12 protein-coding genes and 1 tRNA gene are annotated in these 15,068 nt (G+C 71.3%); 8 read left to right on the top strand and 5 right to left on the bottom strand.

The window, feature by feature from the left end; all coding sequences use genetic code 11:
• The first annotated feature begins 53 nt into the window (after positions 1 to 53).
• On the top strand, positions 54 to 791 hold the full coding sequence (locus ACGFW6_RS31140; protein WP_393517200.1) for a Tellurium resistance: 738 nt from the start codon (positions 54 to 56) through the stop codon (positions 789 to 791).
• A gap of 93 nt (positions 792 to 884) precedes the next feature.
• Here the strand turns inward: ACGFW6_RS31140 and ACGFW6_RS31135 are convergent, their stop codons facing one another.
• Positions 885 to 1,688, bottom strand: a complete 804-nt coding sequence (locus ACGFW6_RS31135) for a TerD family protein (RefSeq protein ID WP_393517198.1) — start codon at positions 1,686 to 1,688, stop codon at positions 885 to 887.
• A gap of 187 nt (positions 1,689 to 1,875) precedes the next feature.
• On the opposite strand from ACGFW6_RS31135, the gene ACGFW6_RS31130 reads away from it, so the two are divergent.
• The 3 genes from ACGFW6_RS31130 (at position 1,876) to ACGFW6_RS31120 (ending at position 6,685) form a co-directional block, all read left to right on the top strand.
• Positions 1,876 to 3,045, top strand: coding sequence for an HpcH/HpaI aldolase/citrate lyase family protein (locus ACGFW6_RS31130; RefSeq protein WP_393517195.1), 1,170 nt, complete (start codon positions 1,876 to 1,878; stop codon positions 3,043 to 3,045).
• 71 nt (positions 3,046 to 3,116) lie between these two features.
• Positions 3,117 to 5,867 carry a phosphoribosyltransferase domain-containing protein gene (locus ACGFW6_RS31125; protein ID WP_393517192.1) on the top strand — a complete coding sequence of 917 codons (2,751 nt, stop codon included), beginning with the start codon at positions 3,117 to 3,119 and terminating at the stop codon, positions 5,865 to 5,867.
• A complete protein-coding gene (locus ACGFW6_RS31120; RefSeq protein ID WP_393517189.1) occupies positions 5,867 to 6,685 on the top strand; it encodes an HAD family hydrolase in 819 nt (272 codons plus the stop codon). Before ACGFW6_RS31125 ends, ACGFW6_RS31120 begins: the two co-directional genes overlap by 1 nt.
• 60 nt (positions 6,686 to 6,745) lie before the next feature.
• On the opposite strand, the gene ACGFW6_RS31115 is transcribed toward ACGFW6_RS31120, so the two are convergent.
• Complete coding sequence (locus ACGFW6_RS31115; protein WP_393517187.1) at positions 6,746 to 6,967, bottom strand: zinc ribbon domain-containing protein; 222 nt, start codon at positions 6,965 to 6,967, stop codon at positions 6,746 to 6,748.
• Between the two features lie 251 nt (positions 6,968 to 7,218).
• Between ACGFW6_RS31115 and ACGFW6_RS31110 the strand changes: the two genes are divergently transcribed.
• The 3 genes from ACGFW6_RS31110 to ACGFW6_RS31100 all read left to right on the top strand — a co-directional run bounded on the left by ACGFW6_RS31110 (position 7,219) and on the right by ACGFW6_RS31100 (position 11,998).
• The gene (locus ACGFW6_RS31110; protein ID WP_393517184.1) at positions 7,219 to 9,345 is read left to right on the top strand and encodes a transglycosylase domain-containing protein; all 2,127 of its coding nucleotides are present in this window, start codon (positions 7,219 to 7,221) and stop codon (positions 9,343 to 9,345) included.
• Between the two features lie 53 nt (positions 9,346 to 9,398).
• Complete coding sequence (locus ACGFW6_RS31105; protein ID WP_393517181.1) at positions 9,399 to 10,688, top strand: hypothetical protein; 1,290 nt, start codon at positions 9,399 to 9,401, stop codon at positions 10,686 to 10,688.
• A gap of 143 nt (positions 10,689 to 10,831) precedes the next feature.
• Positions 10,832 to 11,998, top strand: coding sequence for an amidase domain-containing protein (locus ACGFW6_RS31100; protein WP_393517178.1), 1,167 nt, complete (start codon positions 10,832 to 10,834; stop codon positions 11,996 to 11,998).
• A 26-nt stretch (positions 11,999 to 12,024) separates the two neighbouring features.
• Here the strand turns inward: ACGFW6_RS31100 and ACGFW6_RS31095 are convergent, their stop codons facing one another.
• Positions 12,025 to 13,464, bottom strand: a complete 1,440-nt coding sequence (locus ACGFW6_RS31095) for a hypothetical protein (protein ID WP_393517175.1) — start codon at positions 13,462 to 13,464, stop codon at positions 12,025 to 12,027.
• A 74-nt stretch (positions 13,465 to 13,538) separates the two neighbouring features.
• Positions 13,539 to 14,312, bottom strand: coding sequence for a DUF4097 family beta strand repeat-containing protein (locus ACGFW6_RS31090; RefSeq protein WP_393517172.1), 774 nt, complete (start codon positions 14,310 to 14,312; stop codon positions 13,539 to 13,541).
• A 205-nt stretch (positions 14,313 to 14,517) separates the two neighbouring features.
• Between ACGFW6_RS31090 and ACGFW6_RS31085 the strand changes: the two genes are divergently transcribed.
• A tRNA-Val gene (locus tag ACGFW6_RS31085) sits at positions 14,518 to 14,589 on the top strand.
• Between the two features lie 47 nt (positions 14,590 to 14,636).
• Here the strand turns inward: ACGFW6_RS31085 and ACGFW6_RS31080 are convergent.
• Positions 14,637 to 14,975 (bottom strand): hypothetical protein, encoded by a 339-nt coding sequence (locus ACGFW6_RS31080; protein ID WP_393517169.1) that lies wholly within the window; start codon positions 14,973 to 14,975, stop codon positions 14,637 to 14,639.
• Positions 14,976 to 15,068: the final 93 nt, after the last annotated feature.

Here is a 15,068-nt window from a genome sequence, read left to right as displayed (position 1 = left end):
CGCCCCGTCGGTATTTCCAGTGGACGCGGGGCTGAGTGGGACGTGGGGGCGGAATGGGCTTCTTGGACGGGCTCTGGCGTGGCCGGGCGGCCGAGTTCGACTCGGGCAGCGCGTCGTCGAACTCGATCGAGCTGACGAAACGGCACGACCGGGTCTCGCTCACCAAGCAGGGTGCGGCGACCGGGCACCTTCGGATCAACCTGACCTGGCGGATGCGGACGTCCGACATCGGGGGCTCGCAGCGCGAGAGCCTGCTGCGGCACCCCTTCAAGGCGCTCAAGCCGCCGGAGGTGCTCGGGCACAGCCAGAGCATGGTCAACGTCGACCTCGACCTCGGGGCGCTGTACGAGCTGACCGACGGGACGAAGGGCGTCGTCCAGCCGCTCGGCGGCTTCCTCGGGGACGTCAACTCGCCGCCGTACGTGAAGCTCAGCGGGGACGACCGGTTCGGGTCGGCGTCCGGGGAGACGATCTACGTCAACCTCGATCACCGCGAGAACATCAAGCGCCTGCTGGTCTTCGTGTACATCTACGACCAGACGCCGGCCTTCGACCGCACGCACGCGATCGTCACGCTCTACCCGAGCAACGGGCCCCGGATCGAGATCGGCCTGGACGAGCGGCACCCGCAGGCACGGTCCTGCGCGGTGGTGATGATCGAGAACGTCAAGGGTGAGATATGGGTCCGGCGCGAGGTGAAGTTCGTGTACGGGTTCCAGGCGGAGCTGGACCGGTTGTTCGGGTGGGGACTGCAGTGGGGGCGCGGCTACAAGACGAAAGCGGAGAAGTAGCCGACCGGTAGCCGGGGTTCCGTGTCGCGTGGCGGCCGCGGGGGCGTCGTGGCCCGTCGCGCAGGTCCCCGCGCCCCTCACGGGGCGCTCGCGTCACCGGCCGATGAACTGGGGGCCCTGGGGCGGCAGCCGGAAGTCCGGGGCCGCCACGGTCGTCACCGGGGGCGGGTAGCCGTAGCCGGACTGGGCCATGGCCGGCTGGCTGGTCGGCTGGGGGTAGCCGTACGCCGGCTGGGTCGGCGGGGGCTGCTGCGGGTAGCCGTAGGCCGGCTGGGGCGGGACCGTGGTCGTCGGCTGCTCGGGCGGCAGCGGCTGGGAGATCTCGGGCGTCTGCGCGTGGTCGTCCAGGGTCTCCGACTCGTCCACCGAGATGCCGAAGTCCGTGGCCAGGCCCTTGAGGCCGTCCGAGTAGCCCTCGCCGAGCGCGCGGAACTTCCAGACGTCGCCGCGGCGGTACAGCTCGCCGCAGATCAGGGCCGTCTCCTGGCCCGTCTCCGGCTTGATGTCGAAGTACGCCAGCGGATCACCCTCGGCGGCCGTCGCGTCGTACAGCAGGATGCGCAGGTCCCTTACGCGGTCGAAGGTGACCCCGTCGGCCGATGCGACCACCAGAATCTGACCGACGCCGGACTCGACACCGGCCAGATCTGTCTGGATCGTGTCGGTGAGGCCCTCGGCGAGTCGTTTCTTGCCGAGCCGCCAGACCTGCCCGGAGGGGTGCCGGGGCTGGTTGTAGAAGACGAAGTCCTCGTCGGAGCGCACGCGACCGTCGGGGCCGAGGAGCAGAGCCGAGGCGTCGACATCCGGGACCCCCTGCCCGGGCGTCCAGCGCAGCACGGCGCGTACCGTCGTGGCTTCGAGCGGGACGTTCGACCCCTTCAACATCGCGTGCGTCATGCGGTCATCCTGCCTTCTCCGTCCTGGTCACGACAACGCGGGGGTACACAGGCCGTGCGCGGTCGTGTTTGTCCGCGTTACCAGAAATTCATGCCCGTCGGGAACCCCTGACATGGGTATCTACGTACTATTACCGGCCACCTGTGAACCGGTCACAGGGGCCACTGGGTCTCCACGGGGGAGTTCTATGCGTCATTTCGGGCACATCGCCCCGGAGGTGCGGCAGCGCCTGTTCCACCAGGAGCCGTGCGAGTTCACCGCCGACTCTCCGGCCAGGCTGCTCTCCGCGGCCCTGGGGGCCACGCTCTACAGTCCGGCCACGCGGCCACGGCTCGCCGACGACATCGTCAAACAGACCGGACGCGGCGTGGTGTCGATGGTGCTGTGCCTGGAGGACTCCATCCGCGACGAGGATGTCGCGGAGGGCGAGGAGAACCTCGTCCGCCAGTTCACCGACCTCGCCGGACGCGACGGCGCGGACGAGCTGCCGCTGCTCTTCATCCGGGTCCGCACGCCCGAGCAGATCCCCGACCTGGTGCGCAGAATCGGTCCTTCGGCGCGGCTGCTGTCCGGATTCGTACTGCCGAAGTTCACCGAGGAACGCGGCATGCCGTTCCTGGAGGCCCTCGCGACCGCCGAGGCGCACAGCGGCCGCCGGCTGTTCGCCATGCCCGTGCTGGAGTCACCCGAGCTGCTCTACCGCGAGTCGCGCGTGGAGACCTTGGAAGGCATCTCCCGCGCCGTCGACAAGTACCGGGACCGGGTGCTCGCCCTGCGCCTCGGCGTGACCGACTTCTGCTCGTCGTACGGGCTGCGCCGGGCTCCCGACATGACGGCCTACGACGTCCAGATCGTCGCCTCCGTGATCTCCGACGTGGTGAACATGCTCGGCCGCGCCGACGGCACCGGCTTCACGGTGACCGGGCCGGTGTGGGAGTACTTCCGGGTGCAGGAACGTATGTTCAAGCCGCAGCTGCGCCGCAGCCCCTTCCTGGAGGGCCAGGCGGAGGAGCTGCGCGAGGCCCTCATCGAGCACTCCATGGACGGCCTGCTGCGCGAGATCACGATGGATCACGCCAACGGCCTGCTCGGCAAGACGTGCATCCACCCCTCGCATGTGCTGCCCGTGCACGCGCTGTCCGTGGTCAGCCACGAGGAGTTCAGCGACGCCGAGGACATCCTGCGGCCCGAGCGGGGCGGCGGGGGTGTACTCAGGTCGCAGTACACGAACAAGATGAATGAGGTGAAGCCGCACCGGGCCTGGGCCGAGCGCACGATGCTGCGGGCCGAGGTTTTCGGTGTGGCCAATGAGGACATCGGCTTCGTGGAGCTGCTCGCCGCCGGGATTCCGGGCTGAACCGGGCCGACCGGCTTCGATCCGGCCGGCCGGCTTCCACCGGCTGACCGGCTTCTATCACCAAGGGACGCATGAACAAGGCAGTGAACGACGGGGTCTGGTCCGGGAGCTGGGTCGCCGAGCGGCTCGGGGTCCGGCTCGTGGGCGACGACGGGCTCACCGAGATGCTGGGGCTGGCCCTGCGACGCAACCCCAAGCGGGCGCATCTGCTGGTCTCCAACGTGCTCGGCAAGCACGTACCGCAGTCACCCTCCGTGGTGTACGGCGCCGGGTTCGCCCTGGGGCGCCGGGTGCGGGAGCTGCTGGGGGCCGAGGAGGCGGGTGCCGCGGTCGTCCTCGGTTACGCGGAGACCGCGACCGGGCTCGGGCACTCCGTCGCCGACGGCATCGGCCTCGCGCCGTATCTGCACTCCACGCGGCGGCCGGTCGCCGGTGTCGCCCGCGCGGGTGGCTTCGAGGAGTCCCACTCGCACGCCACGTCCCATCTGCTGCTGCCGGAGGATCCGTCGCTGCTGGTCGGGGACGGGCCGCTGGTCCTGGTCGACGACGAGTTCTCGACCGGGAACACGGTGCTGAACACCGTGCGTGACCTTCATGAGCGGTATCCGCGGCGGCGGTACGTCGTGGTCGCGCTGGTGGACATGCGGTCGGCGGCCGATGCCGGGCGGCTGGAGGAGTTCGCGCGGGAGATCGGCGCGCGGGTGGACCTGGTGACGGCGGCGTCGGGGACCGTGCGGCTGCCGGAGGGGGTGTTGGAGAAGGGGCAGGAGCTGGTGGCGCGGTACGAGGCGGAGAGTGCGGGTGCGGGTGCGGGTGCCGGTGCGGCGGGTGCCGGTGCGGCGAGTGCTGGTGCCGGTGGTCTGGCGTCCGCGGCGCCGTCGGGGCCGGTCGCGCAGTTCCCCGCGCCCCCAAACAGCGGCGCTGCCGCTGACGCCTCCCAGGAGGGCAACACCCCAAACAGCGGCGCTGCCCCTGACGCCTCCCAGGCGGGCAACGCCCCAGGGGCGCGGGGAACTGCGCGACCGGCCACCGCCGGCCCGCAGTCGCATGGCGACCCCGTCGGCCCGCGGTCGCATGGCGACTCCGTCGGCCCGCAGTCGCACGGCGACCCCGTCGGCCCCCACGCCACCCGCATAGACCTGCACTGGCCCCCCGGCCTCCCCGACGGTGGTCGTCACGGCTTTACGCCCACGCACCGGGCCCGGCTGGAGGCCGCCCTGCCCGTGATGGCCGCGCGGCTCGCCGAGGCGCTGCCCGAGGGTGCCCGGCGCGTGCACGTGCTCGGCTTCGAGGAGCTGATGTACGCCCCCCTCAGGCTCGCCCGTGAGCTGGAGCAGGTGGCCGAGGGCGTCGAGGTCCGCTACTCGACCACGACCCGCTCACCCGTGCTCGCCGTCGACGACCCGGGCTACGCGATACGCACCCGCCTGGTCTTCCCGGCCCACGACACCCCGGCCGACGGCCCCGGCGAGCGCTACGCGTACAACGTCGCGGGCGCCGGCTTCGACGCCGTCATAGCCGTCGTCGACTCGGTCGCCGACACCCCGGAGCTGCACGCCCCCGAAGGCCTGCTGGCGCGGCTCGCCGACCACACCCCCCACGTTCTGCTGGCAGTCGTGCCGTCGTACGTCCCCGGGCCCCTGGCCCTTCCCGAAAGGCCCCCGATGCTGCCCGAGCCCCTCCGCGGCCCCGCCTTCTCCTCGTACGCCCCCGAGGAGGTCGGCTGGCTGCTGCAGGACCTCTCGGACGTGACGCTGGAGGCGCCGACCGAGGAGAGGGAAGAGGCCGTCCAGAGCGGGGGCGCGCACTACGCCGAGTCGCTGCCCGTCGAGTACCAGCCCAGCGAGCAGTACCAGGATCTGTTCCAGGCGGCACTGGCCGAGTCGGCGACCCGCCTCGCGCAGGCCGCCGGCGCGGTCACGGAGATCGTGCTCGCCGAGCGCTCACCCCGCCCCGTGCTGGTCTCGCTGGCCCGCGCGGGCACCCCCGTCGGCGTCCTGATGCGCCGCTGGGCGCAGTTCCGGCACGGCCTCGAACTGCCCCACTACGCCGTCTCGATCGTGCGCGGGCGCGGCATCGACGCCAACGCCCTGCGCTGGCTGGCCGCGCACCACGACCCGCGGGACGTCGTCTTCGTCGACGGCTGGACCGGCAAGGGTGCCATCACCCGTGAACTGGCCGCCGCGATACGGGAGTTCGAGGAGTCCGACGGCATCACCGGATTCGACCCGGAGATCGCGGTCCTGGCCGACCCGGGCTCCTGCGTGCGGACGTACGGCACCCGCGAGGACTACCTGATCCCGTCAGCGTGCCTCAACTCCACGGTCTCCGGCCTGATCTCCCGTACGGTCCTGCGCGCCGACCTGGTCGGCCCGCACGACTACCACGGCGCGAAGTTCTACCGCGAACTCGCCGGCGCCGACGTCTCCGTGGCCTTCTTGGACGCCGTCGCCGCCCGCTTCCCGGAGGTCGTGGACGCCGTCGACGCGACCGCCAAGGAGCTGCTGTCCGGCGACCGCGAGCCGACCTGGGAGGGTTGGGCGGCCGTCGAGCGCATCAGCGAGGAGTACGGCATCCACGACGTGAACCTCGTCAAGCCGGGCGTCGGCGAGACCACCCGCGTGCTGCTGCGCCGGGTGCCCTGGAAGATCCTGGCGCGGGCAGGGGCCGGCGCCGACCTGGACCATGTACGCCTGCTGGCCGAACAAAGGGGAGTACCGGTGGAGGAAGTGGCCGAACTGCCGTACACCTGCGTGGGGTTGATCCACCCCAAGTACACGCGGGGCGCGACGGGTGCCGACGGCCGGGCGGTGAACCTCTGATGCCGGTGCTGGTGGCGAGCGACCTCGACCGTACGCTGATCTACTCCGCCGCGGCCCTCGCGCTGACCATGCCGGACCCGCGGGCGCCGAGGCTGCTGTGCGTGGAGGTGCACGAGAGCAAGCCGCTGTCGTACATGACCGAGACGGCGGCCCAGCTGCTGACCGACCTCGGCGACGCGGCGGTCTTCGTGCCGACGACGACCCGGACCCGCAAGCAGTACCAGCGCATCAACCTGCCGGGCCCCGCGCCGAAGTACGCGATCTGCGCCAACGGCGGCCACATCCTCGTCGACGGCGTCGCCGACCAGGACTGGAGCGCGCGGGTCGCCGCCCGGCTGGCCGAGCAGTGCGCGCCCCTCGCGGAGGTGCAGGACCACCTGATGGCCTCGGCGTCCCCGGCGTGGGTGCGCAAGCACCGGATCGCCGAGGACCTCTTCGCCTACCTGGTCGTCGAGCGCGAGCTGCTGCCCGAGGAATGGGTGAAGGAGCTCGCGGTGTGGGCGGAGAACCGCGGCTGGACGGTGTCCCTCCAGGGCCGCAAGATCTACGCCGTCCCGAAGCCGCTGACCAAGAGCGCCGCCGTGCACGAGGTCGCCCGCCGCACGGGGGCGGACCTGACCCTGGCCGCCGGCGACTCCCTCCTGGACGCCGACCTGCTGCTGGCCGCCGACCGGGGCTGGCGCCCGGGCCACGGAGAGCTGGCCGACGCCGAATGGACGGCCCCGGCGATCAGCGCGCTGCCGGAGCGGGGAGTCCTGGCGGGGGAGCGCATCCTGCGGGAGTTCCTGAAGGCGACCCGCACGGAAGCCCCCCGATAGGGGCGCGGGGAACTGCGCGACCAGCCCCCACGCACCCGCGGCCGAAGACGTACCGGCTGCCTAGCCGCAGCAGCCCCCACCGCAACAGCCGCCCCCGCCGCCGCCCGCCTTGGGCGCGGCGGCCGGGGCGGACGCCGTGCCGCCCACGGCCACCGTCGACAGCAGCTTCACGGTGTCCTCATGCCCGGCAGGGCAGCTCGCCGGCGCGGACGACTCCGCCATCGGTCGGCTCATTTCAAACGTGTCGCCGCAGCTGCGGCAGCGGTATTCGTAGCGAGGCATGGTCACAGGTTAATCGGCATGACCGGTTACACACCCCTCTGCGGTCGTTTGCGATCGACGCTGTCCGATACCGGTGTGGAGATATTGAAAAGGACACTGATATTTTTCGATCGACGCGAGGAGCCGTAAGGCCGGGGGAACAGAGGGCGCGCTGCCGTTGACCACGGCGGCCATGCCCTTCCTCGCGAGCACGACCGAATGCGGGGAGGGGCGCAGCCGTGACCAGGGCTGGGCAGGAGCCGGACGAGACCATGCAGTTAAAGGTCCCCGCGCTCCCGCCGGACGAGACCGTTCAATTGCGAACGGTCGAGGCGGGTTTACCCCGCAATTCCGACGACCCTTCGGACAAGAGCAGATTTCGCCCACCGGGGCGCCGCCGCAAGGCCGCGCGCCCCGCCGCCCTGTCCCGCCTCAGGGCGGCCGTGGGCCCCTGGGCGGCCCGTGCCGCGCCCCACGCCCGCCGGCTGCGTCCCCGGTACCCGCGTCCCGGCCGCACCGGCTGGCGGCGCTGGGCGCCCTCGTGGCGGCAGTGGCTCGGCGCGGTCCTGACCTTCCTCGGCCTGACCTCCGTCGCGCTGAGCGTGGCCTACGCCACCACCGACATCCCCGAGAACCTCAACTCGTACGCGACCCAGCAGGACAACGTCTACTTCTGGTCCGACGGGACGCCGATGGCCCGCACCGGCTGGGTGCGGCGGCAGGACATGCCGCTGAAGGACATACCCGAGGACGTCCGCTGGGCGGTGCTCGCCGCCGAGAACGCCAGTTTCTACAGCGACCCCGGCATCTCGCTCAGCGGCCTCGGCCGAGCCGTGTGGCGCACCTTCGGCGAGGGCGACACCCAGGGCGGCTCCACCATCACCCAGCAGTACGTCAAGAACGTCTACCTGAACCAGGACCGCTCGGTCGGCCGCAAGTTCACCGAGGCCATGCTCGCCCTCAAGCTCGACAACCGGATGAGCAAGGACGACATCCTGGAGGGCTACCTCAACACCAGTTGGTTCGGCCGCGGGACCTACGGCATGCAACGCGCCGCCCAGGCCTACTACGGCAAGGACGTGAGCGAACTCGACGTCAGCGAGGCCGCCGTCCTCGCCTCCCTCCTCAAGGGCGCGGCCCTCTACGACCCCGCGCTGAGCAGGGCCAACCACGCGCGGGCCGTGGAACGCTGGTCCTGGATCCTCGACCGCATGGTCGACATCGGCCGGCTGTCACCGGCCGAGCGGGCGAAGTACCGGACCTTCCCCGAGCCGTTGAAGCAGACCAAGGGCTACGACACCGGCAAGCAGAGCGACTACCTGGTGGAACTGGCCGCGCAGTACGCCAAGAAGGCCGCGCGTCTGACGGACAAGCAGTTCGACCTCGGCGGCTACCAGATCTACACGACCTTCGACCGCAAACGGGAGACGGCGCTCACGGACGCCGTCACCGAGGCCCGCGCCAAGGCGCGCAAGGCCGACGCGGCCACGGCGAGGGCCGCGCACTACGGGGCCGCCTCGGTGGCCGCCGACGGACGCATCCTCGCCGTCTACGGCGGCCCCGACCACCGCAGACAGGGCTACAACGAGTCCAACGCGACCACCGTGCCCGCCGGTTCGGCCTTCCTGCCCTTCGTCTACGCCTCCGCGCTCCAGAACGGCGTGCACCGCACCCGTGACGGCGGACCGACCGACGTCACCCCGGACACGCTGTACGACGGCGACGACGGCGTGCCGGTCATGACGCCCGAGGGGCCGTACTGGGACCGCGGCGGCAAACGGGTCGCCGCCCGCAACGACGACGGCAGGGACTACGGGCGGATCAGCCTGCACCAGGCGCTCGCGCAGTCGGTGAACACGCCGTTCATGCAGCTCGGCATGGACACCGGCCTGGACAAGGTGCGCCGGACCGCGGTGGCGGCCGGGCTGCTCTCCTCCAGCTTCGGCCCGCAGGTGCCGGCGCTGTCCCTGGGCAGCGCCACGCCCAGCGCGATCCGGATGGCGAGCGGGTACGCCACGTTCGCCGCCGCGGGCACGCACGTCGAGCCGTACTCGGTGGCCCGGATCACCCGCAACGGCTCCCAGGTGCGGCTGGCCGAGCCCGCCTCCCGGCGCGCGGTGACGGCGAAGGTGGCCGAGCAGGTCCAGTCCGCGCTCAGGTCCGCCTACAGCCTCGCCCACCCGGCCGCCACCGCGCGGGTGGCGGGAAAGACCGGCACCACCCAGGACGACACCGCGGCCTGGTACGTCGGCACCGCGTCCGCCGTGTCGACGGCCGTCGTGGCCTACCGCATCGACCTCACCAAGAGCCTCGAACCCCTGCCGTTGAAGGGCATCGCGGGCACCCCCGCCGGCCGCGTCCCGTACGACATCTGGTCCGGCGCCCTCGGCCTCGACTGACCCGGCGCCCCCAGCCCCCCTCGCCCCCCACCCCCTCGCAGATTGAGCCGCCCATGATGTCTCCGTCCGGCCGCCGTCGCCGCCCCCGCGCACCCCGCCGCAACCCGCCCCCGGGCATGCTGACCCTGGCCGCCCTGCTCGTCGTGGCGTCCCTCGTCGGCGGCTATCTGGTCCTGAACCGCACCGCGGACACCGCCCCCACCGCGTCCTCCGGCACCTCCCCGGCCACCGGCGGCCGCGCCTCCGCCGAGCCGAGCGGCGCACCCGAGTGGGACGGCAGGACGAAGGTCCTCGGCGACGGCTCGACCTCGTACACCGGCCCGCAGAAGGGCCAGTTGAAGCCCGTGCCGCTCAAGCCCGGCGAGAAGCCGCCCCAGTTCGTCGTCTTCTCCTGGGACGGCGCGCTCCAGGGCGACGACGAACTCTTCTCCCACTACCGGGAGATGGCGAAGAGGTACAACGCCCATATGACCTTCTTCCTCACCGGCATCTACCTCCTGCCCAAGGACAAGAAGGACCTCTACTCCCCGCCCCAGCACCCCAAGGGCTCGGCGGCCATCAGCTTCCCCACCGACGAACACATCCGCACCACGCTGGAGCAGCTCGGCAAGGCGTGGCAGGACGGGAACGAGATCGGCACCCACTTCAACGGCCACTTCTGCGGCGCCAAGGGCGGCGACGACTGGAGCGTGGCGGAGTGGAAGAGCGAGATCGACCAGTTCTACGACTTCGTGGAGCGCTGGAAGACCAACACCGGCTACACCGACCTGAAGCCGCTGCCGTTCGACTTCCGCAAGGAGGTCACCGGCGGCCGCGCTCCCTGTCTGGAGGGCCAGGGGAACCTGCTGAAGGCCGCCAAGAGCTACAAGTGGCGCTATGACGCCAGCTCCACGGGCGACTTCCAGATATGGCCGACGAAGAAGAACGGCATCTGGGACTTCCCGCTGCAGATGCTCCCGTACGACGACGGGGACTTCCAGGGCCTGTCGATGGACTTCAACTTCCTCTACAACCAGTCCGACGGCGAGACCGACGGCGACCCGGCCCGGCACGCCGAGTGGCAGCAGGAGACCCTCGACACCTACATGGCCGGCTTCAACCGGGTCTACTACGGCAGCCGGGCGCCGCTCTTCGTCGGCAACCACTTCGAGGAGTGGAACGGCGGCATCTACATGAAGGCCGTCGACCAGGTCATCGAGAGCGTGTGCACGAAGAAGGGCGTCAAATGCGTGTCCTTCAAGGAGCTCGCCGACTGGATGGACGTGCAGAAGCCGGAGACGCTCCAGCGGCTGCGCAATCTGGACCCGGCGCAGTCGCCGGACTGGTCGACGGTCGTGAAGTAGTCGGCCGTCGGCCGTGAAGTAGTCGGCCGTCGGTCGTGAGGCGATCCGCTGAAGGCTCAACTACCCCCGGGTTCTTCACAGTTGAGGAGAAGGTGTAAACATTCCTTGCCCGGGTTCGACCACCCCGGACGAGGAGAATCCCCGTGAGATCAAGAACACCGATACCCGCGCGCCGTCGCGCCACCATCGTCGCGGCCGCCGTCGCCTCGATCGCCGCGTCGGCGGCACTGCTGCCCACCTGGAGCGCCGGCGCCACGGTCGTCGACGACCCGACGGTGGACGCCGGGACCAGGGCCACCTTCCAGCGCCTGGCGGACGCCGTCTTCACCGACCGCACCCAGGCCCTGGTCGACGGCGAACGGAGCGGGAGGCCGCTGACCGACGGCTTCTCGGGCGACGTCCGCCTGTCCTCCCGCACGGCCCGCGGCGAGGACGCCGCCCTGTCCACGCTCGACCGTCGCAAGGACCTCCTCGCGCGGCTCGGCGAGAAGTACCGCAAGGCCGACACCGCCGTCACCCTCGACGCCACCCGCGTCACGGGCCGCACGGCCAGGGCCGCCGTCACCGAGACCACGACCCTGACGTACGCCAGGGTGCGCGGCGACGAACCCCGGACCACCGGGTTCCAGGCCCACCACGAACTCACCTTCACCGCCGACCGCAGCGGCGACTGGCAGCTCACCGGCATCCGCGACACCGACCAGGGCATCGCGGTGAACACGCTCGCCAGGCCCGCCGTGAAGGCGCCCACGGTCGACGACACCATGCCGTCGGCCCCGCGCGCCGCGACCACCTACCCCGCCCCGGCCAAGCCCAAGACCCTCACGGGCACCGCCCTGGACTACAAGGCCATGGCCGCCTACGCGGAGAAGTACTGGAGCACCTACAACAAGGACTACCCGGACTTCAACGGCCAGGGCGCCGGCGGCGACTGCACCAACTTCGTCAGCCAGTCGCTCAAGGCGGGCGGCTGGAAGCACGTCCCGGGCTATGTGTACGACTACACCAAGTGGTTCGGCAACGCGGACATCCAGTCGCACTCGTTCATCGGCGTCAACGAGTGGTCCTGGTTCGCCCAGAACTCCAAGCGGACCACCCCCCTCGCCAACGTCTACCAGCTCGACGTCGGTGACGTGCTCCAGATGGACTTCGACAAGGACGGGTCCAAGGACCACACGATGGTCGTCACCTACCGCAGCCCGCAGGGCGTGCCGTATCTGACGTACCACTCCACCAACACCTACCGGCGTTCGGTGGCGAGCATCATCGCGTCCTACTCGAACGCGGCCTTCTACGCCTACCGCACCTGATCACCCCGGCACGGAGGCAGTACGGCTCAGTGCCCGCCGCCGCGCTCCTCACGGATCTGCGCGACGACCCGGGCCACGCTCTGCCGTACGGCCTCCGTCTCGGTCAGGAAGTGCCAGTAGTCCGGGTGCCGGCCCTCCAGGGTGCCGATCGCCCGCTCCAGCCGGGCGACCGAGTCGTCCAGGGGGCGTGCGTGCCGCGGGTCGGGTGTGTTCCGGCCCGCCATGGCCAGCCGCTGGGCGTCCCGGATCGCGAAGCGGGTCCGTTCGATCTCCTGCTCCGGGTCCTTCTGCACGGCGTTCAGCCGGCGCAGCCGGTCGCCGGCCGCCGACACCGACTCGTCCGTGGTGTTCAGCAGCGCCCGGACCGTGGAGAGCAGCGCGGTGGCGTCCGGCCAGCGCTGCTCGTCGCGCGCGGCCTGCGCCTCGTCGAGCTTGCGCTCCGCCTGCCGTACGTTCTCCCCGGCCAGGTCGGGCACGCCCTGGAGGTCCTGCCAGCAGGCCGCGGTGAAGCGCCGCCGCAGCTCGCTGAGCACCGGCTCCACCTGCCCGGCACGGGTGGTGAGCGCCTGGGCGCGGGTCCGCAGCGACACCAGCCGGTGGTCGATCTCGGCCGCCTTCTCCGGCAGCCGCTCCGCCTCCACCCGGACCGCTTCCGCCTCCCGCGCGACCCGCGCGGCGCGTTCCAGCGTCTGCGGGACGCCGTGCTGCCCGGCGCCCTGGTTCAGCTTCGTCAGCTCCGGGGCGAGGGTCGCGAGCCGCGCGGCGAGGTCGTCCGCCCTGAGCCCCGATGTGCGCACGGTGTCCAGCGCGTTCGACGCGGCGAGCAGACCCTGCCGGGCGCGCTCGACGGCCGGGGCGAGCCGGGCCAGCTGTGTCTCGGCCTTGCCGAGCAGCGGACCGAGGCCGTCCGCGAACCGGTCCAGCTCGCGTTTGACGTTGTCGAGGTCGTCCTTGGCCTTCGCCAGCTCCGCACGGGCGCGGGCCGCGGCCGAGGCCTCCAGGTCGTCGCGGTCGAGGTCATGGGCGTCGACGGCGTTGATGTACTGGTGGCTGACCTCGTCGATCCGCCGTCCGAGGGCGTCGAAGTCGGTGATCGCACGCCGGGCGGCCGGGGAGTCGTCCACGGCCGCGATCGTCTCGATCGAGAACCGCAGGTCCCGCTGGGCCGTGTCCAGCTCGTAGAACGCGGCCGCCGCGGCGTCCTTCGCGGCCTGCGCCTCGGCCCGCTGGCTCTCGGCCCGTCCGCCGAACCAGCGCCGGGTGCCGCCGCCGGCGAAGGCGGCGGGCAGCGCGAGGGCGACGGCCAGCGGGAGGGCGAGAAGCGTGAGGGAGTCGGCGAGGGTGTCGCGCAGGCGCAGGCGCGGGCGCCCGGCGCCCTGGGACGCGGGCCGCGGGACGTCCCGTGTGCGGCTGCCCCGCCCACGCGGCACTGACGGCGATTTCGGCTGTCGAGGTGTCGCCGTCACATCCCTCTCCCGTGCTGTCATTCACCCTGCCCGGTGTCATTCTCCCACCGGTTTAGGACGAACACACGGGCCGGTTAGTTCGCGGTTCGCACCGTGACTTTTCCGTCGCCGGTGCGGGCGGAGACCACATGGGAGCTGGTGTCGCTGCGCGGCACGGACACATCGACCCCGCCGTCGCCGGTCTCGGTCGTCACGCGGTACGTCGCCCGGGGCAGCTCGATGGTCACCGATCCGTCGCCGGTGCGGGTGTCCACCCGGTCCGGCACGGTGCCCAGTTCGAGCTTCACCGACCCGTCCCCGGTCTGCGCCTTCACCTGACGCGAGGAGACGTCGGAGACCCGCACCGACCCGTCGCCCGTCCTCAGGTCCAGCGGTCCGCTGGAGTCGCTGACGTGCACCGAGCCGTCGCCCGTGCGTACGCTCAGCGCGTCCTCGAATCCGCGCGCCCGCACGCTGCCGTCCCCGTCCTCGACCTTCACGGTGACGCCGCGGGGCACCTCGATGCGGTGCTTGGTGGAGCAGTCGGCGATCATGCCGCTGCACTTCTCGCGCAGCACCAGCCGGTCGTCCTTCATCGACCACGTCACCTTCGGGTCCGACCCGATCGCGACGGAGCCCTGGAACCACCGGGTGACCTCGACCGTGCCGGCCTTGTGCGAGTCGGCGGCGACGATCTCCAGCGCCGAGTCGTCCGAGTCGACGGTCAGCGTCCGCCGCTCCAGGGCGAACGACTTGTGCTCCGGCTCCTTGTCGTCCCCGGCGGAGGCCCCACAGGCGGCGAGGCCCGCGACGAGCGCCACGACCACCCCGGAAACGGCGACGGCGCGAGCTGGAACGGTACGGGCCATGACGATCTCCCCCTGAGAGTTCCCGGGGCCGACGTCTTCGGCCCGGGGCTGCGATGGTGCTTCGACCGTACGGATCCCGGGCCCGGCACGGGATCCGGGCCGCTCCCGGATCCATGGTGGGGATAACCCCAGGTCTTCCCCGACCCCCGCCGAAACGGGTTTGCGGGACACTGCCCCCGGCAAGGTAGGCTGTCGACTCATTCTCGGGTGCGTAGCTCAGGGGTAGAGCGCCTGCCTTACAAGCAGGATGTCGGCGGTTCGAAACCGTCCGCGCCCACCGATGGCTGAGGGCCCCGCCGTTTTCCGGCCGGGGCCCTTCGGTGTTCAGGTCTTCTCGTGTGCTCCGTGAGCGTGCTTCAGCCTGGTGCGGGCGTCCACGCGGTCCGTGGCGGTCGTTTCCGACCAGAAGCGGTGGCCGCTGATGAACACCGCGAGTTCGTGCTCGCGCCGTCGGAGCTTCTCCACCTCGGCCTGCTCGTCCTCCGTCCAGCCGGGGGAGGCGGGGCGCTCGACCTTGCGCCAGCCGTTGTCGTCGCTGAACCCGTCCAGGGGTACGACCGACCAGGGCAGCCGCTTCAGCAGGGCCGACAGCTCGGCCCGGACCTGATGCAGCTCCTCCTGACCGGCGAGCAGGTCACTCGGAAAGTCATAGGGCGTAGCCACGCGGCAATGCTACGCCTGTTCGATTTTGGGTTGCGAGTGCCTTTGGGTGGTTCATGCGAACGAGTGCGTGGGGGCATGATCGGTACCGGCGTC

The organism is Streptomyces sp. Y7, from assembly GCF_043195415.1.
Lineage (GTDB): Bacteria > Actinomycetota > Actinomycetes > Streptomycetales > Streptomycetaceae > Streptomyces.
The sequence above is the reverse complement of the archived record's forward strand: the minus strand, read 5'-3'. Positions and strand labels throughout refer to the sequence as shown.

Coding starts and splice junctions, on each gene's coding strand:
- ACGFW6_RS31140 (WP_393517200.1), top strand. CDS start 54: ATGGGCTTCTTGGACGGGCTCTGGCGTGGCCGGGCGGCCGAGTTCGAC.
- ACGFW6_RS31135 (WP_393517198.1), bottom strand. CDS start 1,688: ATGACGCACGCGATGTTGAAGGGGTCGAACGTCCCGCTCGAAGCCACG.
- ACGFW6_RS31130 (WP_393517195.1), top strand. CDS start 1,876: ATGCGTCATTTCGGGCACATCGCCCCGGAGGTGCGGCAGCGCCTGTTC.
- ACGFW6_RS31125 (WP_393517192.1), top strand. CDS start 3,117: ATGAACAAGGCAGTGAACGACGGGGTCTGGTCCGGGAGCTGGGTCGCC.
- ACGFW6_RS31120 (WP_393517189.1), top strand. CDS start 5,867: ATGCCGGTGCTGGTGGCGAGCGACCTCGACCGTACGCTGATCTACTCC.
- ACGFW6_RS31115 (WP_393517187.1), bottom strand. CDS start 6,967: ATGCCTCGCTACGAATACCGCTGCCGCAGCTGCGGCGACACGTTTGAA.
- ACGFW6_RS31110 (WP_393517184.1), top strand. CDS start 7,219: ATGCAGTTAAAGGTCCCCGCGCTCCCGCCGGACGAGACCGTTCAATTG.
- ACGFW6_RS31105 (WP_393517181.1), top strand. CDS start 9,399: ATGATGTCTCCGTCCGGCCGCCGTCGCCGCCCCCGCGCACCCCGCCGC.
- ACGFW6_RS31090 (WP_393517172.1), bottom strand. CDS start 14,312: ATGGCCCGTACCGTTCCAGCTCGCGCCGTCGCCGTTTCCGGGGTGGTC.